Annotated in this window: 16 protein-coding genes; 8 read left to right on the top strand and 8 right to left on the bottom strand. The window is 73.0% G+C overall.

The window, feature by feature from the left end:
- Positions 1 to 4: 4 nt before the first annotated feature.
- The 5 genes from pucL to AB0K80_RS28950 all read right to left on the bottom strand — a co-directional run bounded on the left by pucL (position 5) and on the right by AB0K80_RS28950 (position 2,586).
- The gene (gene pucL, locus AB0K80_RS28970) at positions 5 to 934 is read right to left on the bottom strand and encodes a factor-independent urate hydroxylase (RefSeq protein WP_365674672.1); all 930 of its coding nucleotides are present in this window, start codon (positions 932 to 934) and stop codon (positions 5 to 7) included.
- A 6-nt stretch (positions 935 to 940) separates the two neighbouring features.
- Entirely contained in the window at positions 941 to 1,336 is a 396-nt protein-coding gene (gene uraH, locus AB0K80_RS28965) for a hydroxyisourate hydrolase (RefSeq protein ID WP_365674670.1), read from the bottom strand.
- Complete coding sequence (gene uraD / locus AB0K80_RS28960; RefSeq protein WP_365674668.1) at positions 1,333 to 1,848, bottom strand: 2-oxo-4-hydroxy-4-carboxy-5-ureidoimidazoline decarboxylase; 516 nt, start codon at positions 1,846 to 1,848, stop codon at positions 1,333 to 1,335. The genes uraH and uraD overlap by 4 nt, the downstream gene beginning before the upstream one ends.
- A 118-nt stretch (positions 1,849 to 1,966) precedes the next feature.
- Positions 1,967 to 2,338, bottom strand: coding sequence for a helix-turn-helix domain-containing protein (locus tag AB0K80_RS28955; protein ID WP_365674666.1), 372 nt, complete (start codon positions 2,336 to 2,338; stop codon positions 1,967 to 1,969).
- Entirely contained in the window at positions 2,335 to 2,586 is a 252-nt protein-coding gene (locus AB0K80_RS28950; protein WP_365674665.1) for a hypothetical protein, read from the bottom strand. Before AB0K80_RS28950 ends, AB0K80_RS28955 begins: the two co-directional genes overlap by 4 nt.
- Positions 2,587 to 2,849: 263 nt before the next feature.
- Here AB0K80_RS28950 and AB0K80_RS28945 point away from each other — a divergent pair, with 263 nt between their 5' ends.
- Both AB0K80_RS28945 and AB0K80_RS28940 read left to right on the top strand, forming a co-directional pair.
- Complete coding sequence (locus AB0K80_RS28945; RefSeq protein ID WP_365674663.1) at positions 2,850 to 3,692, top strand: aminoglycoside phosphotransferase family protein; 843 nt, start codon at positions 2,850 to 2,852, stop codon at positions 3,690 to 3,692.
- Positions 3,693 to 4,276: 584 nt separating this feature from the next.
- On the top strand, positions 4,277 to 4,954 hold the full coding sequence (locus tag AB0K80_RS28940; RefSeq protein ID WP_365674661.1) for a hypothetical protein: 678 nt from the start codon (positions 4,277 to 4,279) through the stop codon (positions 4,952 to 4,954).
- A 94-nt stretch (positions 4,955 to 5,048) separates the two neighbouring features.
- Here the strand turns inward: AB0K80_RS28940 and AB0K80_RS28935 are convergent, their stop codons facing one another.
- Positions 5,049 to 6,632, bottom strand: a complete 1,584-nt coding sequence (locus AB0K80_RS28935; protein ID WP_365674659.1) for an AMP-binding protein — start codon at positions 6,630 to 6,632, stop codon at positions 5,049 to 5,051.
- Entirely contained in the window at positions 6,629 to 8,302 is a 1,674-nt protein-coding gene (locus AB0K80_RS28930) for an AMP-binding protein (RefSeq protein WP_365674657.1), read from the bottom strand. Before AB0K80_RS28930 ends, AB0K80_RS28935 begins: the two co-directional genes overlap by 4 nt.
- A 125-nt stretch (positions 8,303 to 8,427) precedes the next feature.
- Here AB0K80_RS28930 and AB0K80_RS28925 point away from each other — a divergent pair, with 125 nt between their 5' ends.
- The gene (locus AB0K80_RS28925; protein WP_365674656.1) at positions 8,428 to 9,252 is read left to right on the top strand and encodes a LuxR C-terminal-related transcriptional regulator; all 825 of its coding nucleotides are present in this window, start codon (positions 8,428 to 8,430) and stop codon (positions 9,250 to 9,252) included.
- A 675-nt stretch (positions 9,253 to 9,927) separates the two neighbouring features.
- Positions 9,928 to 12,738 (top strand): AAA family ATPase, encoded by a 2,811-nt coding sequence (locus tag AB0K80_RS28920; protein ID WP_365674655.1) that lies wholly within the window; start codon positions 9,928 to 9,930, stop codon positions 12,736 to 12,738.
- On the opposite strand, the gene AB0K80_RS28915 is transcribed toward AB0K80_RS28920, so the two are convergent.
- Complete coding sequence (locus tag AB0K80_RS28915) at positions 12,726 to 13,517, bottom strand: helix-turn-helix domain-containing protein (protein WP_365674653.1); 792 nt, start codon at positions 13,515 to 13,517, stop codon at positions 12,726 to 12,728. The two genes, AB0K80_RS28920 and AB0K80_RS28915, sit on opposite strands and share 13 nt — an antisense overlap.
- A gap of 234 nt (positions 13,518 to 13,751) precedes the next feature.
- On the opposite strand from AB0K80_RS28915, the gene AB0K80_RS28910 reads away from it, so the two are divergent.
- The 4 genes from AB0K80_RS28910 (at position 13,752) to AB0K80_RS28895 (ending at position 17,279) form a co-directional block, all read left to right on the top strand.
- Positions 13,752 to 14,423 (top strand): DUF4097 family beta strand repeat-containing protein, encoded by a 672-nt coding sequence (locus AB0K80_RS28910; RefSeq protein ID WP_365674652.1) that lies wholly within the window; start codon positions 13,752 to 13,754, stop codon positions 14,421 to 14,423.
- A 28-nt stretch (positions 14,424 to 14,451) separates the two neighbouring features.
- Complete coding sequence (locus AB0K80_RS28905) at positions 14,452 to 15,414, top strand: ATP-binding cassette domain-containing protein (protein ID WP_365674650.1); 963 nt, start codon at positions 14,452 to 14,454, stop codon at positions 15,412 to 15,414.
- A complete protein-coding gene (locus tag AB0K80_RS28900; RefSeq protein ID WP_365674648.1) occupies positions 15,411 to 16,229 on the top strand; it encodes an ABC transporter permease in 819 nt (272 codons plus the stop codon). Before AB0K80_RS28905 ends, AB0K80_RS28900 begins: the two co-directional genes overlap by 4 nt.
- A gap of 258 nt (positions 16,230 to 16,487) precedes the next feature.
- Positions 16,488 to 17,279, top strand: a complete 792-nt coding sequence (locus AB0K80_RS28895) for a serine protease (protein ID WP_365674646.1) — start codon at positions 16,488 to 16,490, stop codon at positions 17,277 to 17,279.
- Positions 17,280 to 17,348: the final 69 nt, after the last annotated feature.

Below are 17,348 nucleotides of genomic sequence, written 5' to 3'. Positions count from 1 at the left end.
TCCTTCAGAGGTTGGTGAGGTCCGCCGGGATCTTCGCCTCGCACCCGTCCCGCAGGACGGTGGCCTCGATCAGGCCGTAGGGGCGGTCGGCGGCGAAGTACACGGCTGCGTCGGCGGTGTCGTTCTCCAGGCCGAACGGCTCCAGGTCGACCAGGAAGTGGTGCTGGTTCGGCAGCGAGAAACGGACCTCGTCGATCTCGCCGCGGTGGTCGATGATCCGCGCGCCCATCTGGTACAGCGTCTGCTGCAGCGAGAGGGAGTACGTCTCGGCGAAGGCCTGCAGCAGGTGCCGCTTCGTCTCCCGGTACGACGTGTCCCAGTCGGGCATCTCCCGCTCGTCACCGGTCCAGTTGAACCGCCAGCGCCCCGACACGCGGGTGGCCAGGACGCGGTCGTAGGCCTCCTTGAGCGTCGTGTACCTGTCCTTGGCGTAGCCCCAGAACTCGGAGTCGGTCGAGTTCATCACGGTGAGATCCTTCAGCCCCGAGACGACCTCCCACGACGAGCCGTCGTACGTGATCTGGGCGAGCCGGGTCTCCTGTCCCCTGCGGACGAACGAGTGCGCGCCCTCGCCGGTGTGCTCGATGCGCTCCCAGGCGTACTCCTCGATGCGGATCCGGGCCCGGTGGATCGGCTCCTGGGAGGTGACGAAGTGGCGGGCGAGGCGGATGCCGAACTGCTCGGCGGACTCGATGCCGTACTCCTTGGCGAACGCGTACACCGTGTTCTTGGTGGTGTCGGTCGGCAGGACGTTGGCGTTCGAGCCGGAGTAGTGGACCTCGTCCATGTCGCCGCTGAGCGACACCGACACGTTCAGGTCCTTGATGTGGTGGGTGGCGCCGTCCCGCGTGATCCTGACGACGCGGGTCTCGGCCTTGCCGTACTGGTTCTGTCCCAGCAGCGCAGGGCGGGCCGGGCGGGCGTTGTCTGCCATGACTGGCTAGCTCCCTCGGTATACGGAGTAGCCGAACGGGCTCAGCAGCAGCGGTACGTGGTAGTGCTCGCCCGGCGTCACGGCGAAGGTGACCGTGACCTCCGGGAAGAACACGCCCGTGCCGCTGTCCCGGTTCGCGGGGGCGTCCTGCTGCGCATCGGCTTGCTGGGTCGCGAAGTACGGCTCCACCGCGAAGTCGAGCCGTACGTGGGTGGTCCCCTCGGGCAGGGCCGGGAGGTCCTTGCACCGCCCGTCCGCGTCGGTGGCGGAGCCGCCGAGCGCCTGCCAGCCGGTGTCGCGGCCCGCGCGGGCGGCGAGGCGGACGGCGACGCCCCGGGCGGGGCGGCCTGCGCTGGTGTCCAGGATGTGCGTGGACACCGACGCGGTGGTGCTGGTGCTCATGGGGTTCCCTCTTCGAGCAGTCGGGCCAGGCGGATACGGTTGATCTTGCCCAGCTCGGTGCGGACGATCTCCCGCTCCTGCTCCGGCGTGTTGCCGATCCGGGCCCTGAGCGCGTCGCGCATCTGCTCGCCGGTCTTGCCGGTGGCGCAGATGAGGAAGACGTGGCCGAACCTCTCCTGGTAGGCGAGGTTCAGTTCCAGCATCTCGGCCTTGAGCTCCTCGGAGGCGCCGGCCATGCCGCGCTGCTCCCGGGCCGAGGCGGGGTCGCCGGGCCGGGGACGGCCGATCGGCGGGTGCCCGGCCATGGCCTCGGCGAGGTCCTCGGCGGTCAGCCCGGCCATGGCGGCGTCGCCGGCGGCGTACAGGTCTTCCGGGGTGGCGTAGGGGCGGGCGGCGAGCAGCCGCTGCGCCCACGCCGTGGCGGTGCACACCTCGTGGAGGGCGGCGAGGGCCGCGTGCTCGTCGAGGGCGTTGAAACGGGCCAAGCCCGGCGGCGTGGAAGAGGACGTCACGGGAGCCTCCGTGGCCGCGTGCGGCCGTCGTGCTGAACGGGCGTGGCAGTAGCTAACGCCTCCACGCCACACCACGTCAACACTTTGTTGAAAATTCGGGCGGTGCGCCGCCCGCCGGTCAGCTGCCCTTCTCGCGGTTGAGGTAGTTGTAGACGGTGAACCGGCTGACGCCGAGCGCGCTCGCCACCGTCTCGACGCCGTGCCGTACGGAGAACGCGCCGCGCGCCTCCAGGGACCGTACGACCTCCTGCTTGGCCTTGCGGTCCAGCTCGGACAGGGGTCTGCCCTGCTGGCGCTCCAGGGCGGCCAGGAGGTGGTCCAGGGAGTCCGCGAGCTGCGGCAGGCGTACGGCGACCACGTCCGCGCCCTCCCAGGAGAGCACGACGTCGTCGGGGCCGGCCTCGTCCGGCGGGAGCATCTCGCCGCCGATCGCGTCCACCAAGGGCTTGACGGCCGCGATGAACGGCTCGTCGCCGGTGCGGCCGGTCACCGGTCCCCCTCCTGAAGGACGTTGAGCTGGAGCGAGATCCGGGTGGCTCCCGCATCGAGGGCCTTGCGCAGCAGCGTGTCCACGGCGGTGAGGACCGCCTCGGCACGGCCCTCCGCCGTGTTGCCGAACGGGCCGACGTCCACCGCGTCCAGGTCGGCGCCCTCGATGACCTCGCGGGCCACGAGCGCGTGCGCGGGCGCCTGGTCGAGGTCGAAGGGCTCGGTGGTGAACTCCACTCTCAGTCGCACTGTGTGCCCCCATACAAGGTCGTGACCTGCACTTTCACCCAGACGCACCGCGGGTCGACCACATCACGGCAGGGGAACCGTGCGTCCAGCCTGGGGCGACCTTAACCGATGCCGGGCCCGCCCGGTCCGCCGCGGGACCGGCCCCGGTCCCGCGGGCATGCGGAGGGCGCCTTCGCCCCCTCGTTATTGGGGCGCGGACCGTCCGGGGGCGTCACTAGGGTCCCCGGACGTGCAGGAACACGCACCGATGAAAGGGGAACGGCATGGAGCCCTCGGTACTGCGCCGCGCCGTGGAGGCAGGACGGGCGACCGCCTCAAAGCTGGGGCTCCAGGCCGACGAGGTGGCCGTGATCCACGACTCGGACCGCGTCGCGCTCCGGCTACTCCCCTGCGGGGTTCTGGCCCGGGTCGCGCCCGCGGAGCACCTGGCGGGGGCCGAGTTCGAGGTGGAGGTCGCTCGCCGGCTCACGAGCGCCGGCGCTCCGGTGGCCGAACTCGACCCCCGGGTCGAGCCCCGGGTTCATGTGCGTGACGGCTTCGCCGTCTCGCTGTGGACCTACTACGAACCCCTGGGGTCGCCGCTCGCGCCGGCCGACTACGCGGACGCCCTTCTGCGGCACCATGCCGCCCTGCGCCGGATCGAGCTGGCGGCACCGCATGTCACCGACCGGGTCGCCCTCGCCCGCCAAGAGGTGGACGACCGGGAGCGGTCTCCCGAACTGCCCGACGCCGACCGGGACTTCCTCAGCGCCACGCTCGGCGACCTGTCCACCGCGGTCAGCGTCGAGAAGGCCGACGCCCAGCTGCTGCACGGCGAGCCGCATCCGGGCAACCTCCTGAACACGAGGAGAGGACCGCTGTTCGTGGACCTCGCCACGTGCTGCCGCGGGCCGGTCGAGTTCGACCTGGCCCATGCGCCCGAGGACGTGGCACAGCACTGTCCGGGCGCCGACCCCGACCTGCTTCACCGGTGCCGAGCCCTGAACTGGGCGTTGTTCTCGGCCTGGCGCTGGCGCCGGGACGACCGGATGCCCGACCGGGATCACTGGAGGGTGGAGGGGCTCCGCCGGGTTCGCGCCGCACTCGCTCACTGCCGACCGGACTGAGGCCGGGAAACCGAGCAGGTGAAGTGCTCCCGTCCGGCACACCCGGACCGATCCGCCTCCGCGCACTCGCGCGGGGGCGAATCACGAGGCTGGAGGCCGCCACGTACGTCGCCGGTCGTACCGGCGGCTACGGAATCCTCAAATGAACCTCTGAACAAGGCCCGAGAGGCTTCAACAGCCCCCGGTTTAGGGCACATTCTCCGTCACACGGGACCCGCCGGCACGGGGGCTGCGGGCCCCGCCACGGGGGGAACGGGGGAGCGGGGGCAGGACCGGGACGGGCCGACGGGGGATATCCCGGCCCGGTCCTGGGCCCCGGCACGGACGGAGCCCGGATCTCGCACGGGGGACGAGGTCCGGGCTCACCCGCGGGGTGGCACCACGCCCGGGTGCGTGGCCGGGTTCGGTGTCGAGTTCCTCGAACTCCACGTCACCTATGTCGTTGGCCGTCGACTCCAGATTCACCTGGAAGTCCATGTCGAAGGCCCGGGACCGCCGGATCCGCACCCCTTGCGTCCCGCGGGCGGCGGGCGAAGCCCGTCAAGACAGGGACAAGCGGGGTCCTGCTGGAGGACGATGAGGCCATGTCCGAGAGCGTGCCGGTGCACTGCCCGTCCTGCGGTCGCGAGCACCGCTACGCGGCGCCGGCGTATCCGTGTGCGTGCGGAGCGCCCGTCGCCCCGTCGCTGGACGCCGCCGCGCCCGCGACGCCCCTCGCGCACCGCGTCTGGGAGGACGACTGGGTCACCGTGCGGTGCGCGGCCTGCGGCCGCGCCGGCGCGTGGCCGTACCCGGAGCTGGGCTGCCCGTGCGGGACGGTGCTGCGGATCCCCGTGGCGGGCCCCGCCGCCCGTACCGCGTCCGGCGGCGACCTCGTCCCGGGCGGGGCCGCCGGGCCGGCTCCGGTCCGTACCGCGCTGGACATCGTCATGGCCGCCGCGCTGTACCTGCACCGGCTCGGCCACCGGGACATCCGCCGCGCGGACCGCCGCCCGCCGTCCGGCATCGCCCTGGCCGCCCGCGGCCTGCTCGCCCAGGTCGACCCGTCAGCACGGCCTGCTGCCCTGCGGGACGTGGAGTGCCTGTGGCTGACGGCCATGACGGAATCCGCGGCCTGCCTGTACTTCTCCCTGGGCGGTTACACCCCGGCGGCCCGCGCCCGCGCCGACTTGCTGGCCGTCCCGCTGTTCGTCCTGGACCGCACGGGCACCCCCCGCCCCGCGAACGCCCCGGCGGACACCCTGCGTCCGACCGACGCCTGATCCCCCGGTGCCCCCCATGATGCGGGGCGGGAGAGTGCCCCAACGACTGCCTGGAACCGCCGGCCTGCCTGGCGGTGCTGCCCGGCCGGGTGCCTCAGCCGTACCTCTCCCGCAGCTCCACCTTCCGCACCTTGCCCGACACCGTCATCGGGAAGGAGTCCAGGATCTGCAGCCTGCTCGGGATCTTGTAGTGCGCCAGCCGCCCCTGGCAGAAGGCGCGCAGTTCCTCCAGGGTGAGCGGGTCGGCCGCGTCGCGGGGGATGACGCAGGCCAGGACCTCCTCGCCGTACCGCTCGTGCGGGACGCCCACGACCTGGACGTCACGGATCTTGGGGTGGCCGTAGAGGAACTCCTCGATCTCGCGCGGATAGATGTTCTCCCCGCCCCGGATGATCATGTCCTTGATGCGGCCGACGATCTCGACGTACCCGTCCTCCCGCATCACCGCCAGGTCGCCCGTGTGCATCCAGCGGCCCGGGTCCACCGCCTCGGCGGTCTTCTCCGGCTCGTTCCAGTAGCCGAGCATCACGCTGTAGCCGCGGGTGCACAACTCCCCCGCCCTGCCGCGCGGTTGCGTCACCCCGGTCGCCGGGTCGACGACCTTCACCTCGAGGTGCGGCAGGACCCGGCCGACCGTGCCGGTGCGGTGCTCCAGGTCGTCGTCCATCCGCGTCTGCAGGGAGACCGGGGACGTCTCGGTCATGCCGTAGCAGATGGAGACCTGCTCCATGTGCATCTCGGCGACCACCCGCTTCATCACCTCCACCGGGCAGGGCGAGCCCGCCATGATGCCGGTGCGCAGGGAGGTGAGGTCGTACGAGGCGAAGCCGGGCAGGTTGAGCTCGGCGATGAACATCGTGGGCACGCCGTACAGGGACGTACAGCGCTCCTGCTGCACCGCCCGCAGCGTGGCCTCCGGGTCGAAGGAGGGGGCGGGGATGACGATGCAGGCGCCGTGGGACGTGGCGGCCAGGTTTCCCATGACCATGCCGAAACAGTGGTAGAAGGGCACCGGGACGCACACCCGGTCCTGCTCCGAGTAGCCGAGCAACTCCCCCACGAAGAAACCGTTGTTGAGGATGTTGTGGTGGGAGAGCGTGGCCCCCTTGGGGAAGCCCGTCGTGCCCGAGGTGTACTGGATGTTGATCGGGTCGTCGCAGGACAGCTCCTCCCCGCGGGCCGGGGTCGCGCGGGCGAGCAGCGCGTCCCAGCTGGGGTCGCCGAAGTACACCGTCTCGCGCAACTGCGGGCACCTGGGCCGCACTTCCCCGACCATCGCCCGGTAGTCGCTGCTCTTGTGGCCGAGGGAGGCGAAGAGCAGGGAGACACCGGCCTGGTTGAGGACGTACTCGACCTCGTGGGTGCGGTAGGCCGGGTTGATGTTGACCATGATCGCGCCGATGCGGGCGGTGGCGTACTGGACCAGCACCCACTCGGGGCAGTTGACCGCCCAGATGCCCACCCGGTCGCCCTTGGCGACCCCGGCGGCGAGCAGCGCCAGCGCCAGCTTCTCGACGTCGGCGGCGAAGGCGGCGTAGGTCCAGCGCCGCCCGGACGGCACGTCCACGAGCACCTCGCGGTCCGGCCAGGCGGCCACCGCCCGCTCCAGGTTGGCGCCGATCGTGTCGCCGAGCAGGGGCGTCGCGCTGGTGCCGTGGGTGTAGGACAGGTCGTTCACCGGAAGTCCTCCTCGCGGTACTCGGCGTCCGAGCCGGCGGCCGTGGCCTCGCGCAGCTCGACGCGGCGGATCTTGCCGGAGACGGTCTTGGGCAGGGCGGAGAACTCCAGGCGGCGGATGCGCTTGTAGGGCGCGAGGACCTGGCGGGAGTGCTCGAACAGCACCTTCGCGGTGTCCGGACCCGGCTCCCAGCCCTCGGCGAGCACGACGTACGCCTTCGGGACGGCCAGGCGCAGCTCGTCCGGGGCGGGGACGACGGCCGCCTCGGCCACCGCCTCGTGCTCCAGCAGGGCGCTCTCCAGCTCGAACGGGCTGATCTTGTAGTCGGAGGCCTTGAAGACGTCGTCGGCCCGTCCGACGTAGAAGACGTATCCGTCCTCGTCCCGGCGGCCGATGTCGCCGGTGCGGTAGTAGCCGCCCGCCATCGCCTCCGCCGTACGGTCCGGGTCGCCGTGGTAGCCGGTCATCAGGCCCACCGGGCGGTTCCCGGAGAGGTCGAGCGCGATCTCGCCCTCCGCCGCGCCGGGCGCGCCCGAGACGGGGTCGAGGAGTTCGACGCGGTAGCCGGGGCTGGGGCGGCCCATGGAGCCGGGCTTGAGCGGCTGGCCGGGGCTGTTGGCGATCTGGACGGCGGTCTCGGTCTGCCCGAAGCCGTCCCGGATGGTCACGCCCCAGGCCCGGCGGACCTGCTCGATCACCTCGGGGTTCAGCGGCTCCCCGGCGGCGACGACCTCGCGGGGCGGGGTGCGCAGCTGGGTCAGGTCGGCCTGGATGAGCATGCGCCACACGGTGGGCGGGGCGCAGAAGGTGGTGACGCCGGCGCGTTCCATCTCGGACATCAGGCGGGCCGGGTCGAAGCGTGTGTAGTTGTGGATGAAGACGGTCGCCTCGGCGTTCCAGGGGGCGAACAGGTTGGACCAGGCGTGTTTGGCCCAGCCCGGCGAGGAGATGTTCAGGTGCACGTCGCCCGGCTTCAGGCCGATCCAGTACATGGTGGCCAGATGCCCGATCGGGTACGAGGTGTGGGTGTGCTCGACCAGCTTGGGGCGGGCGGTGGTGCCGGAGGTGAAGTACAGCATCAGCGGGTCGTCGGCGCCGGTGGGGCCGTCGGGGGTGAAGCGGGCTTCGCCCGCGTACATGTCCGCGAACGGCAGCCAGCCCTCGACCGGGGCGCCGACGGCGACGCGGGTGTAGTCGCCGGGGACCTCGGCGAACTTGCCGGTGTCGGCGTCGCGCACGATCACGTGCCGGACCCGGCCGCGCTCGACGCGGTCGCGGAGGTCGGCGGGGCTCAGCAGGGGGGTCGCCGGGATGACCACGGCCCGCAGCTTCATCGCGGCCAGGGCCGTGATCCACAGCTCCTCCTGGTTGCCGAGCATCACCAGGACCCGGTCCTCGGCGCGCACGCCCTGCCGCCTGAGCCAGGTGGCGCACTGGTCGGAGCGGGTGGACAGCTCCGCGAAGGACAGCCGGGTCTCGCGGCCGTCCTCCTCGACGATGTGCAGCGCGGTCCGGGCGTTGCCCTCGGCGATGGCGTCGAACCAGTCGAGGGCCCAGTTGAAGCGGTCGGGCCGCGGCCAGGTGAAGCCGGCGTAGGCGGTGGCGTAGTCCTCGCGGTGCGCCAGCAGGAAGTCCCGTGCCCCGCGGAACAGCTCCGTGGCCGTGCTCATGCGTCCTCCTCGGTACCGGACCATTGCCGGGCGGCTCCCGGACATCGTGTAATCCGTGATGCGGGTCTCACTACCCCCGAACGGGGGTGGTCGCCGCACAGCGAGCCGCGGGAGAGGGCGATCAGGTGACGGCCGACACGGTGGAGATACGGAACGCGCTGGCGCGGCTGAGGCGTACCACGGGGCTCCCGGTCGCCTTCGGCGGCCTGCTGGAGCCCGGGCGGCAGCAGATCCGGATCAGTGAACTGGACGGCACCCTCACGCACGCGCTGCGCTCGCTCGCGGTGACCTCCGGCAACGGGCTGGGCGGCAAGGCGGTGGCGCTGGCCCGGCCGTGCGTGGTGACGGACTACTCGGCGTCGCGGCAGATCAGCCACGAGTACGACGCCCCGGTGGCCGCGGAGGGGCTGCGCTCGGTGCTGGCCGTGCCGGTGGTGGTACGGCACCGGGTGCGGGGGGTGCTGTACGGCGCCCTGCGCACGGCCCAGCCGCTGGGCGGGCGCACGCTGGACGCCGCCGTGGAGGCGGCCCGGGAGGTGGAGCGGGCGCTGGTGCTACGGGAGGAGGCCCGCCAGACGCTCGACGCCGCACGGGCGGGGCAGGTGCCGGAGCCGCTCGGCGCCGCGGCCCCGGCCGAGCAGGTGCGCCAGGCGCACGCGGCGCTGCGGGCGCTGGCGCCGCGGATCGGCGACCCGGCGCTGCGGGCCGAGCTGCTCGAAGCCTGCGCGCTGCTGACCGCGCGGCCGGCGGCGGGGGCCCGGCTGGCGCCCCGGGAGGTGGACGTCCTGGCGTGCGTGGCGACGGGCGCCACCAACGCGGCCGTCGCCGAGCGGCTGGGAGTGACGGCCGAGACCGTCAAGGCGTACCTGCGCTCGGCGATGCGCAAGCTGGGCGCCCGCACCCGCGGGGAGGCCGTGGTCGCCGCACGCCGGGCGGGGTGGCTGCCGTAGACATCGCTGGGCGGCCGCCGTAGACATCGCTGGCGGCTGCCGCCGGCGAGGTGGGGTGGCTGCCATCGGTTCGGGGTGGCTGCCGCCGCGACGTGGAACGGCTCGCCATCGGCCACGCGGGACGGCCGCCGTCGACGACGCGGAGTGGCTGTCCCGGCGACGTGAGGTATCAGCCCTTGGCGACCTGGGGTGCTGCCATCGGCGACGCGGGGCGGCTGCCGTCACGGCGCGGGACGGCCCGCCCATCGGCCACGCGGGACGGCCGCCGCCGGCGACGCGGAGCGGCTGCCATCGGCCACGCGGAGCGGCTGCCGCCGCGACGTGGGACGGATACCGCCCTGCGGCGTGCACGACTGTCCTCGGCCACGCGGGGGCTTGCGTCGCGGCGCGGGGTGGGCGACGTCGGCGTGGGCGGCTGCCAGGGGCTGCGTGGGGGCGCCGTCGTGGCACGGGGTGGCTGACAACGGTGTCGTCGGGTGAGTGGCGTCGACGCCGGGCGGGGTTCCGCCCGATTGTGGGGTGGCCTGCGTCGGTGTGAGGTGCTTCCATTCACTCAGGCGGGGTTTGTAATTCTCCCTTCTTCGCCTCGCTGTTGTTTCCCTCACCACAGCGTCCGTCCGAATTTCAATGTGTCGTTGCCTAATATTGGCCAGGACACGACACACGGAGGGAGCGGTGACCGTGCGACGGGACTTCCAGGAGCCTGCCAGAAACCGCTCCGACCTGGTCATCGGCCGCGAGGAACTGTTCACGGCGGCCCGTGAGCAGCTCGGCCGGGGCGGCAGTGTGCTCCTGCACGGTCCGGCCGGAATTGGAAAGTCGACTGTGCTGCGGGCACTGGCCGCGGATTACGCCGGTACGGCACGCACCGTGCTGCGCTGCTCGGCGACCGAGTCCGAATCGCATCTGCCGTTCCTGGCGCTGGCCGACCTGTTCGGGCTGGTCCTGGACGAGGTGTCCGGCAAGCTGCCCCCCGCCCAGCGCACCGCCCTGGAGTCGGCGCTCACCGGCCGCGGCGAGTCCACCCTGCAGCGCGACGGGCTCGCGCTGCGCCTGGCGGTGCTGTCCGCGCTGCGCGTGCTCGCCGCCGACGGGCCGGTCCTGCTCGTCGCCGACGACCTGCAGTGGCTGGACTCGGCCAGCGCCGAACTCCTCGGCTTCGCCGCCCGCCGGCTGGGCGACATCCCGGTGCAGCTGCTGTACGCGGTGCGCACCGAGGGCGAGGAGTACGACCGCCACCTGGGGGCCTGCCCGCCGGACACCCTCGCGGTCCGGCTGGGCCCGCTCTCCCGCACCCAGGTCTCCGCCCTGCTCGACCACCGCGGCTACGCCGGCCTGTCCCGCTCCACCGTCCGTGACATCCACCGCACCAGCGGCGGCAACCCCTTGTTCGCCCTGGAACTGGGCCGGGCCCTGGCCGAGAGTCCCGCCCGGCCCCGGCCCGGCGACCCGTTGCCGGTGCCGACCTCGCTGCGTGCCCTGGTGCTCAGCCGCCTGGAGATGCTGTCCGACGAGGCCCGGCGCACCCTGCTGGTGGCCAGCGCGGGTGCCCGTCCCACTCTGGCCCTGCTGCACGCGGCCGGGCGGGACAACGCCGAGGCCGAGACCGCCCAGGCCGCCGGCCTGGGGCTGCTGGCGACCGAGCCGGAGGGGCCGGCCGTACGGTTCGCGCATCCGCTGATCTCGGCCGCGCTGTACGCGGAGGCCCCGGCGCAGGAGCGCAGGGCCGCGCACGCCGCGCTGTCCACGGCCGCCTCCGACCCGATCGAGCGGGCCCGGCACCTGGCCCTGGCGACCACCGGCACCGACCCGGACGTGGCGGACCGGCTGGCGGAGGCGGCGGCGCTGGCCCGGGACCGCGGGGCGCCCTCGGTGGCCGCCTCCCTGGGGCTGCTCGCCGCCCGGCACACCCCGGCCGGCCACAGCCCGGACGCCGACGAGCGGCGGCTGACGGCCGCCGAGGACGCCATCACCGCCGGTGAGGTGGACCTGGCGCGGGACATCGCCCGGGACGTGCTGACCCGGGTCACGGTGCCCGCGGAGCGGGTGCGGGCCTGGATGGTGGTCATCGAGGCGGCCGGGCAGGCCCTCGCCGACGTCGACGCGGTCTTCCCGCAGGCGCTGGCCGACGCGGGCGACGACCCGCGGCTGCTCTCCCTCGTCCACTACCAGCTGGCCTGGCGCGGTCTGGTGGTGGAGGGCGACTTCGCCGAGGCGCGGCAGGAGGCGGCGCACGCCGCGGAGCTGGCCGCGCGGGGCGAGGACCGGCGCACGGAGCTGATGGCGCTGTCCTTCCAGGCGTCCGTGGAGACCCTGATGGGGCACCCGGACGCCCCCGCCACCATCAAGCGGGCGCTGAAGGAACCCCAGGACCCGTACGTGGCCTGCCACCACAACGGCGCCGGCTCGGCCCGGTTCCGGTGGCTGCTGATGAGCGACCGGCTGCCCGAGGCCCGGGCCACCATCACCACGCTGCTGCGGGAGGCGCGGCGGCGCGGCATGGTCGAGAGCGAGGTGCACTTCCTGCGCTGCCTCGCCGACACCGAGCTGCGCTTCGGGCACTGCGGCCGGGCCCTGGACCTGGCCCACGAGAGCCTGCGGCTGGCACGGGACTCGGGGATCGGCGAGGGCGCCTCGGCGATGCTGACCTCCCTCGCGGAGGCCTCGGCCGGGGACGTGGACCGGGCCCTGGCCCTGGCCCGGGAGGCGGCGGACCACGCCGAGGTGGACGGCGACCAGATGTACCTGTCGCGGGCGCTGGCCGCGCTCGGCTACGCCCAGCTGGTGGCCGGCGACGCGGCGGGCGCGGTGCGTTCCCTGCGCCGGGTGCGGGAACTGGAGTTCGGCCTGGGCATCACCGACCCGGCGCGCGGCCGCTGGCAGGGCGACCTCGCCGAGGCCCTGGTGCGGATCGGCGAGCCGGGCGAGGCGCAGGACGTCATCGACGTCACCCGGGTGCACGCGCTGCGGCTGGGCCGGGAGAGCGTGCTGGCCGTCCTGGACCGCGCGGAGGCCCTGGTGCGCGCGGCCCGCGGCCAGCAGGAGGCCGCCCTCGCCCAGCTGACGTCGGCTCAGGACCGGCTGGCCGGGCTCGGCTACGGCCTGGAGGAGGCCCGGGCCGCCTTCGCGCTGGCCCGGCTGCGCACCCGGCGCCCGGGGCCGGCGTCGTACGACGAGGCGGCCCGGCTGTTCCGGCGGTGCCGGGCGCTGCCGTGGCTGCGCCAGGTCGACGAGGCCGCCGCGGCCGGACCGGCCGAGCCGGCCGTCGCCCCCGCCCCCACGCTGGACGCCCTGGAGGGCCTGGCCTCGATGGAGCGTCAGGTGGCGGCGCTGGTGATGGAGGGCGCCACCAACCGCGAGATCGCCGCACGCCTGTTCATCAGCGTCAAGACGGTCGAGGCGACACTCACCCGGGTCTACCGCAAGCTCGGCATCCGCTCCCGGGTCGACATCGTCAGACTGGCGGCGGGCCGTCACGCCCCGTGAGCGGACCGGCCGGACGCGCCAGTACCGTCTGAGGGCGTCGCGGCCGCGGGGTGGCCGTCCGAGGCCGTCGCGGGTCTGGTGTGGAGGATGTCGCGGGCCTGTTCCGCGGCGCGGGCCGTGCTCTCGGCGACGAAGTCGAGGAAGCGGGCGACGTTCTCCAGGCGGGTGGCGGCGGGGGTGCCGGGGCCGAGGATGCCGACCCCCTGCCGTGTGATCCCGACGAGCTGAACCAGGGCCCGTGCGCTGGCCATCATGGACTGGTACCAGACGTCGTCGTCGACGAGGTAGCGCTCGCGGCGGCGTTCGTCGCGTTCCCGGCGGACCAGGCCCTGGCTCTCGAGGAACGCGATCGCCTTGGACACGGACGCCGGGCTGACCTGGAGGCGCTGGGCGAGTTCGGAGGCGGTGAGGCAGCCCGCGTCGGTGAGGGTGAGGCAGGCCAGGACCCGGGCCATCATCTTGGGCATGCCGGACTGCATCATGACGGTGGTGAGCGTCTCCTCGTACTCGCGCACCGCCGCGGCGTCGCGTCCGTGGGCCTGCGCGGGCACCTGCTGCTCCCTGGCCGCGGCCTTCCTGCGCCGGTGGGCGCGGCGTTCGGTGGCGCGGTGGGCCAGGTCGGCGCGGTAGGCGGTGGGGCCGCCGTTGCGCATCACCTCCCGGGTGACCGTCGAGGTGGGGCGGTCCAGACGCCGGGCGATCTCCGCGTAGGCGAGCCCGTCGGCCAGCCCGAGCGCGATCTGCTGGCGTTCCTGCTGAGTGAGCCTGCCTCCGGGCATCCCGGTCTCCCTTCGCACTGATCCGGTGCCTGCACCCTAGCGTTCACCCTCATGTCATTGCAACGAAGCGCGCAGGGTCATTGCATTACGCTGCACAGCCATTGCAATGATTTATCGCCTCTGAGCTGCTAAGTTACTGAGCCGGCGCAACAACTGCATTGATGACTTCATGAATGCAACGTAGCGTTTCCATCGTCGGAAACACCGAGCAGTCAGAGCAGCCAGGAGATCCCCATGCAGACGTTCGCCACCCCCGCCCCGATCGCCGCCGTCGTGGACATCCCCGCCGGACGCGTGCTGTTCATCGCCGCCGACCGGGCCGACACCACCGTCCAGGTGCTGCCCGCCGACACCACCCGGAGCCGGGACGTGAAGGCGGCCGAGCAGACCACGGTCGCGTACGCCGACGGTGTGCTGCGCATCGAGGCCGCACCGGCGAAGAACCAGTACTTCGGTCCCTCCGGCGCCGTCGAGGTCACCGTCCAGCTGCCCGCCGGCTCCCACGTCGAGGCCACCTCCTCCTGCGCCGAGTTCCGCGGTGTCGGACGGCTCGGCGACGTCGCCCTGGAGGGCGCGCAGGGCCCGGTCAAGCTCGACGAGACCGCCGGCGCCCGGCTCAGCGTCCTCGCCGGTGACGTCATGGTCGGCCGCCTGGGCGGGCCCGCGCGGATCAGCACCCAGCAGGGCGACATCCACATCACCGAGGCCGTGCGCGGCACGGTCGAACTGCGCACCGGGTCCGGCGACATCGCGGTCGGCGCCGCCCCCGGAGTCTCCGCCTCCCTGGACGCCGGCACCGGCTACGGGCGGATCCACAACGCCCTGCAGAACACCGACGGCGCCGCCGCCGGCCTGGCCATCCACGCCACGACCGGCCACGGCGACATCACCGCCCGCAGCATCTGACCCCCGCGGCACCCGAGGAGCACCCACCATGACGAACCTGGCCATCGCGGCACACGGGCTGCGCAAGTCGTACGGCGACAAGGTCGTGCTCGACGGCGTCGACCTGGCGATCCCCGAGGGGACGGTCTTCTCCCTGCTCGGCCCGAACGGCGCCGGGAAGACCACCACCGTGAAGATCCTCTCCACCCTGATCTCCCCCGGACCCGGCTCCGGCGAGATCCGCGTCGGCGGCCACGACCTGGCCGCCGACCCCCAGGCGGTGCGTGCCGCAATCGGCGTCACCGGCCAGTTCTCGGCCGTCGACGGACTGATCACCGGCGAGGAGAACATGCTCCTCATGGCCGACCTGCACCACCTCTCGCGCCGCGAGGGGCGGCGGGTGGCCGCCGAACTGCTGGAGCGTTTCGACCTGGTGGAGGCGGCGAAGAAGCCCGCCTCCACCTACTCCGGCGGCATGAAGCGCCGTCTGGACATCGCCATGACCCTGGTCGGCGGCCCGCGCGTCATCTTCCTCGACGAGCCGACCACGGGTCTGGACCCACGGGCACGTCACACCATGTGGCAGATCATCCGTGAGCTGGTCACGGGCGGCGTCACCGTCTTCCTCACCACCCAGTACCTGGAGGAGGCCGACGAGCTCGCCGACCGTATCGCCGTCCTCCACGACGGCAGGATCGCCGCCGAGGGCAGCGCGGAGGAGCTGAAGCGGCTCGTCCCCGGCGGGCACGTCCGGCTCCGCTTCACCGACCCCGCGGCCTACCGGACGGCCGCCGCCGCCCTGAACGAGGTCGCCCGGGACGACGAGGCGCTGGCGCTGCGCATCCCGTCCGGCGGCAGCCAGCGTGAACTGCGCGCCCTCCTCGACCGGTTGGCCTCGGCCGGCATCGAGGCGGACGAACTGACCGTGCACACCCCCGACCTCGACGACGTGTTCTTCGCCCTGACCGGCGCCACCGGCCGGCCGAACCAGCCCGAGGAGGCTGTCCGATGAGTACCCCCCAGGCGTCCGCCCGCCCGGCCCCGCTCTCCCTCGCCGTGCGCGACTCGGTCACGATGCTGCGCCGCAACCTGCTGCACGCGCGCCGCTATCCGTCCCTCACCCTGAACCTGCTGCTCACCCCGATCATGCTGCTGTTGCTGTTCGTCTACATCTTCGGCGACGCGATGAGCGCGGGTATCGGCGGCGGCCGGCCGGACCGCTCCGCGTACATCGCGTACGTCGTCCCGGGCCTGCTGCTGATGACCGTCGGCAGCACCGTGATCGGCACCGCGGTGTCCGTGTCCAACGACATGAACGAGGGCATCATCGCCCGCTTCCGCACGATGGCGATCCACCGCCCCTCCGTGCTCGTCGGGCACGTCGTCGGCAGTGTGCTCCAGTCGGTGGTGAGCGTGGTCCTGGTGGGCGCCGTCGCCGTGGCCATCGGCTTCCGGTCCACGGACGCCACCGCCCTTGAGTGGCTGGCGGCGTTCGGGCTGCTCGTCCTCTTCGCCCTGGCGCTGACCTGGATCGCGGTGGGGATGGGTCTGGTCAGCCCGAACGCCGAGGCCGCCAGCAACAACGCGATGCCGCTGATCCTGCTGCCGCTGCTGTCCAGCGCGTTCACCCCGGTCGACGCCATGCCCGGCTGGTTCCGGCCGATCGCCGAGTACCAGCCGTTCACGCCCGCCATCGAGACGCTGCGCGGGTTGCTGCTCGGCAGCGAGATCGGCCACAACGGGTGGCTCGCCATCCTGTGGTGCCTGGGGCTCGCGGGGCTCGGCTGGCTCTGGTCGACCTCGACGTTCCGCCGGGACCCGAAGTAACCGCCGTACGAGCCGCGGGCCTTTGCCCGCGACTCGCCCCTGCCGGTGTTCCGGCCATCCTCCCGCACGCGCGTTTATGACGGCCCATCGAGGGTTTTCCCTGCCCAACTCCCTTAGGGGAGTCCCTCATTGGGAGGGCTGTGTGCCGGGTTCTAGCTTGAGGGCGTGCCGCTCGCCCGGGCACCCGGGGGTCGACGGAGCCCCCCGGTGCGTCACCCCCCACCCGCGCGACCCCCCACCGGCCATCCGAGGAGACTCATGTTCGGGCTCACCCGTGCCAAGAAGGCCGCCGCCGTCGCCGCGGCGACCGCTGCCGCCGCCGCGACCGCCCTGTTCAGCGCCCCGGCCGCGACCGCCGCTCCCCAGCCCATCGTCGGCGGCACGACGACCACCGCGTCCGCGTACCCGTTCGTCATGCAGATCACCAACGCCTCGCAGTCCCAGTTCTGCGGCGGCACGCTGGTCGCGCCCCGGAAGGTCGTCACCGCCGCGCACTGCATGGTGGGCCGGACCACGAGCAACACGATGGTCGTCGGCGGGCGCACCTACCGCAACGGCACCGACGGCACGGTCAGCAGAGTCAGCAAGATATGGATCCACCCGAGCTACACCGACGCCACCAACGGCGAGGACGTGGCCGTGCTGACGCTGTCGACGGCGATGCCGTACACCACGGCGAAGTACGTGTCGTCCTCCGACACCGGCGTGTACGCGGCCGGCACCTCCGCCCGGATCCTCGGCTGGGGCACCACCTCCTCCGGTGGCAGCTCCTCCAACCAGCTGCGCACCGCGACCGTGCCGATCGTGTCCGACTCCAGCTGCGGCAGCTCGTACGGCTCCGACTACGTGCGGAGCGAGATGGTGTGCGCCGGATACTCCTCCGGCGGCGTGGACACCTGCCAGGGCGACAGCGGCGGTCCCCTGCTCATCGGGGGCGTCCTGGCAGGGATCACTTCCTGGGGTGAGGGTTGCGCCCAGGCCGGTTACCCGGGTGTCTACACCCGGCTGACCACCTTCTCGAGCCTGGTGACGGCGCAGGTCAACTCCTAGGCCTGCCCGGGGTAATCCCCCGGGTGCGATACCAGGGGGCGTTGCGGGCCGCGCCGACTGAGACGCCTC

It is taken from the genome of Streptomyces sp. NPDC052682 (genome assembly GCF_040678435.1).
In the GTDB taxonomy this organism is placed as follows: domain Bacteria; phylum Actinomycetota; class Actinomycetes; order Streptomycetales; family Streptomycetaceae; genus Streptomyces.
Note: the sequence above shows the minus strand (reverse complement) of the source record. Positions and strands in the feature narration are given on the sequence as shown.

Coding starts and splice junctions, on each gene's coding strand:
- AB0K80_RS28940 (WP_365674661.1), top strand. CDS start 4,277: ATGTCCGAGAGCGTGCCGGTGCACTGCCCGTCCTGCGGTCGCGAGCAC.
- AB0K80_RS28915 (WP_365674653.1), bottom strand. CDS start 13,517: ATGCCCGGAGGCAGGCTCACTCAGCAGGAACGCCAGCAGATCGCGCTC.
- AB0K80_RS28905 (WP_365674650.1), top strand. CDS start 14,452: ATGACGAACCTGGCCATCGCGGCACACGGGCTGCGCAAGTCGTACGGC.
- uraH (WP_365674670.1), bottom strand. CDS start 1,336: ATGAGCACCAGCACCACCGCGTCGGTGTCCACGCACATCCTGGACACC.
- AB0K80_RS28930 (WP_365674657.1), bottom strand. CDS start 8,302: ATGAGCACGGCCACGGAGCTGTTCCGCGGGGCACGGGACTTCCTGCTG.
- pucL (WP_365674672.1), bottom strand. CDS start 934: ATGGCAGACAACGCCCGCCCGGCCCGCCCTGCGCTGCTGGGACAGAAC.
- AB0K80_RS28895 (WP_365674646.1), top strand. CDS start 16,488: ATGTTCGGGCTCACCCGTGCCAAGAAGGCCGCCGCCGTCGCCGCGGCG.
- AB0K80_RS28900 (WP_365674648.1), top strand. CDS start 15,411: ATGAGTACCCCCCAGGCGTCCGCCCGCCCGGCCCCGCTCTCCCTCGCC.
- AB0K80_RS28945 (WP_365674663.1), top strand. CDS start 2,850: ATGGAGCCCTCGGTACTGCGCCGCGCCGTGGAGGCAGGACGGGCGACC.
- AB0K80_RS28910 (WP_365674652.1), top strand. CDS start 13,752: ATGCAGACGTTCGCCACCCCCGCCCCGATCGCCGCCGTCGTGGACATC.